Origin of the sequence: Okeania sp. SIO2B9, assembly GCF_010672505.1 — a bacterium.
GTDB lineage: Bacteria > Cyanobacteriota > Cyanobacteriia > Cyanobacteriales > Microcoleaceae > Okeania > Okeania hirsuta.
Map to the genome: position 1 here is coordinate 1 of NZ_JAAHGK010000924.1, position 3,143 is coordinate 3,143.

The 3,143-nt window shown below is 38.3% G+C and carries 4 protein-coding genes; 2 read left to right on the forward strand and 2 right to left on the reverse strand.

Features of this window, described 5'->3' with window-relative positions:
* Positions 1–2 precede the first annotated feature (2 nt).
* Positions 3–155: a hypothetical protein gene (locus F6K13_RS25515; protein WP_287288781.1), complete on the reverse strand. Its 153-nt coding sequence runs from the start codon at positions 153–155 to the stop codon at positions 3–5.
* 651 nt (positions 156–806) lie between these two features.
* Between F6K13_RS25515 and F6K13_RS25520 the strand changes: the two genes are divergently transcribed.
* Positions 807–1,382 (forward strand): hypothetical protein, encoded by a 576-nt coding sequence (locus F6K13_RS25520; protein WP_124155230.1) that lies wholly within the window; start codon positions 807–809, stop codon positions 1,380–1,382.
* 136 nt (positions 1,383–1,518) lie between these two features.
* A complete protein-coding gene (locus tag F6K13_RS25525) occupies positions 1,519–2,883 on the forward strand; it encodes a DUF1517 domain-containing protein (RefSeq protein WP_287288782.1) in 1,365 nt (454 codons plus the stop codon).
* Here the strand turns inward: F6K13_RS25525 and F6K13_RS35415 are convergent.
* Positions 2,786–3,088, reverse strand: coding sequence for a methyltransferase (locus F6K13_RS35415; RefSeq protein ID WP_353735716.1), 303 nt, complete (start codon positions 3,086–3,088; stop codon positions 2,786–2,788). The two genes, F6K13_RS25525 and F6K13_RS35415, sit on opposite strands and share 98 nt — an antisense overlap.
* Between the last annotated feature and the right edge of the window lie 55 nt (positions 3,089–3,143).

Below are 3,143 nucleotides of genomic sequence, written 5' to 3' on the forward strand. Positions count from 1 at the left end.
TGTTAGTTCTCTTGATGATTTTTTTGTTGTTGAATAATAGCTATTTCAGCTTCAGAAAAACTATCAAGAGAACTAACAACCACCTGTTCCAGATAAAAATGCTGGCAGTCGTTAAAATTAATCTCATAATATTGGTGGTTTATTCTCATCTGCATATCTTAAATATCACTGAGAAATACATTATATTAACACGGCTAAAAGATGTTAATTTCAGGCGGATTTGATATAACTTTACGATCGCTAATCAAGTGAACCTGATATTGGTGGTTTATTCTCATCTGCATATCTTAAATATCACTGAGAAATACATTATATTAACACGGCTAAAAGATGTTAATTTCAGATCGTTTTGAACTGAATATTATAAATTTAGCAGCAAAAACAAGTTGTTATTTGACATAGAGTAATGATGAATCAAATTACAAGGGAATGTTTTTCCCACTATTCTCTCTCTTGGTCAGCATTCCCTCTCTTGGTCAGCATTCCGCAAGCGAGCTGGCGTCGTCGCGGGGTCTGACCGCTTGCATCTGTCGCCAACGCGGGGTGGCACCGCTATTTCCTGCTATGTATTTAAACAACTTAGTCCATTTCGTAAATTTCAGTATATTTAACTAGCTATCAGCTTTTTAAGCTTGGATTAAAATCCCCTTCTAAACTTTAGAAAAATAATCTTGCTGAGTGCTGAGTGCTGAGTGCTAACCGCTTTTTTAATGTAGAATATTTTTTTTCAATAGCCTAAAATAGAATTACAGACAAAAAAATAAATCTCATATAAATATACATTGCGTTAAGGATACTTAGGGAAAATGTTTTTTCTAGGAATTGGATTCTTAATTCTAGGTCTAATATTAGCAATAGTAAGCGGAATATGGGGCTTAGTTCAAGCTTTTAGTGAAGGCACATTATGGGGTGTTGCTTATTTATTTATTCCTTTTGCTTTTGTCATTTTTCATCTAACAAATTGGAGTCAGAGAAAAATCAGAAAAAATTTTATCTTGATGATAATTGGTTTGATTTTGTCTCTTGTAGGGAGTGGAGCATTAGGAAATCATATAACTAATAATTTTGTGGTTAATTCTGCTAATATTCCCGAAAATCCAACTATTACTACTAACTCCGAAAATACTTCAACAAAGATAGAAACAACCGAAGTTATTTCAGACCCATTTATAGAGGGAATAAATCTAGCAACAAAAGCAGCCGAACTTGATCAAATAGCTAATACTCAAACACAGTGGAATGAAGTAGCGATAACTTGGCATCAAGCTTTAGTTTTAATGAAAGAAGTTCCTGAATCTCACACTAAATATGAGGTAGCCCAAAACAGAATTGATTTATATCTAAATAATCGAGAAATTGCTAAGAAAAAGGCTAGCTATTAACGAAGTCAGAAGTCAAAACTCAGAAGTTAGAAGTTATTTTTGGAGGGTTGTTCAAAATCCCCATTATAAAAATATTTCACCTTCAAAGGAAGAATTTTAGACTCAATTACTTTGATAAATTAGGAAAAATCAGGAAATGCGTAAATCTAAATTAATCTTAGCAACAATTGTCTCATTATTTTTGGTTAATGAAGTTAGTATTAATCCCCATAGTAATGACATCAGCGAATTAATTAATACAGATACCTCCATTGCTTACGCAGGAAGAAGAGGAGGAAGTTCGAGTAGAAGTAGTTCTGGAAGTTCAAGTAGAAGTAGTTCTGGAAGTTCGAGTAGAAGTAGAAGTAGTTCCCCCAGTCGCAGTAAACCTGTCCGTTCCCAGTCTCAACCTCGTAACTCAAAACCCAAACCTACCATAAATAATATAGTTAAACCGACCAATAACAATCGCCCCACAACAAAACCAGTCCCCACTTCCGGTAGTAATTCTCAGCGCAGTGGTTCATTTTCTCAACCTAGCAACAATACCAAACCAAACAATAATACTCGCCCCACAACAAAACCAGTTCCCACTTCCGGTAGTAACTCTCAGCGCAGTGGTTCATTTTCTCAACCTAGCAACAATACCAAACCAAACAATAATACTCGCCCCACAACAAAACCAGTTCCCACTTCCGGTAGTAACTCTCAGCGCAGTGGTTCATTTTCTCAACCTAGCAACAATACCAAACCAAACAATAATACTCGCCCCACTACCAATAACACCAACACTGGTGGACGGACTCGCAGTGGATCGTTTGCTCCAACTACAAAAAAACGTTACTCTGTGGAACCTGCTACCGGACGACGTTATTATACCCGTCCAGGAACTCAAGAACGTTATTATCAGGAAGCAGGTACAGGGAGATTTTATTATGTACAACCAGCAACCCAACGACGTTACTACATGAATATTGATAATGGGCAACGTTATTTTATTGATAGCAGCACTAGACGATATTATTACGAGCAACCTGGTACAAATCGATTTTATTATGTGCATCCAACTACTAGAGTCCGTTACTATTACCAACCTACTGTCCACGAACGAGTTGTTTACAGCTACTACGATGGACCCGCAACAGTTTTACCAATGTTTCTCACTATACTTTTAATTGGAATTTTGCTGGTATGTATTTTTTATGTTTTAATTATGGCGATCGCTCCTGCTTTTGACGGTCGTCGAGAAGTATTGGTAGCTGAGGAAGATGAATATATAGAAGTTATTGAGGAGTCACCAGGATATGTGGAAGTTATTGAGGAAACATTGCCAGTTGCAACTATACCAGAAGATTTGGTTAATGATATTGTAACTGTGAGTAAGTTACAGGTAACAATGGTTGCACCAGCAAATAATATTCAATCTAACTTAGCAAAAATGAGTGAGGAGATCGATATTGATACCCCAGAAGGTAGAGTAGAGTTATTATTGATGTCGGCGATCGTCCTGCTGCAAACGTGATCAGTCGCCCGCCATCCGGCAGCCTGTCATGCACCGCCTTTAACAAAGCTGCGACAGTATCGTCGGAATGGTCATAAAGCACGCGGATCAATGAGATCGCATCGGCGCCAGCAGGCAATGGATCATCGCGAAATGAGCCTGCATGGATGGACACCCTGTCCGTGATTCCATGCGCATCAAACCGCCCGGGGGCATGCTCGACCACTTCTGCAAGGTCAAACAAGGACAGTTGCAGATCCGGCGCGGCCTCCGCGACCGCA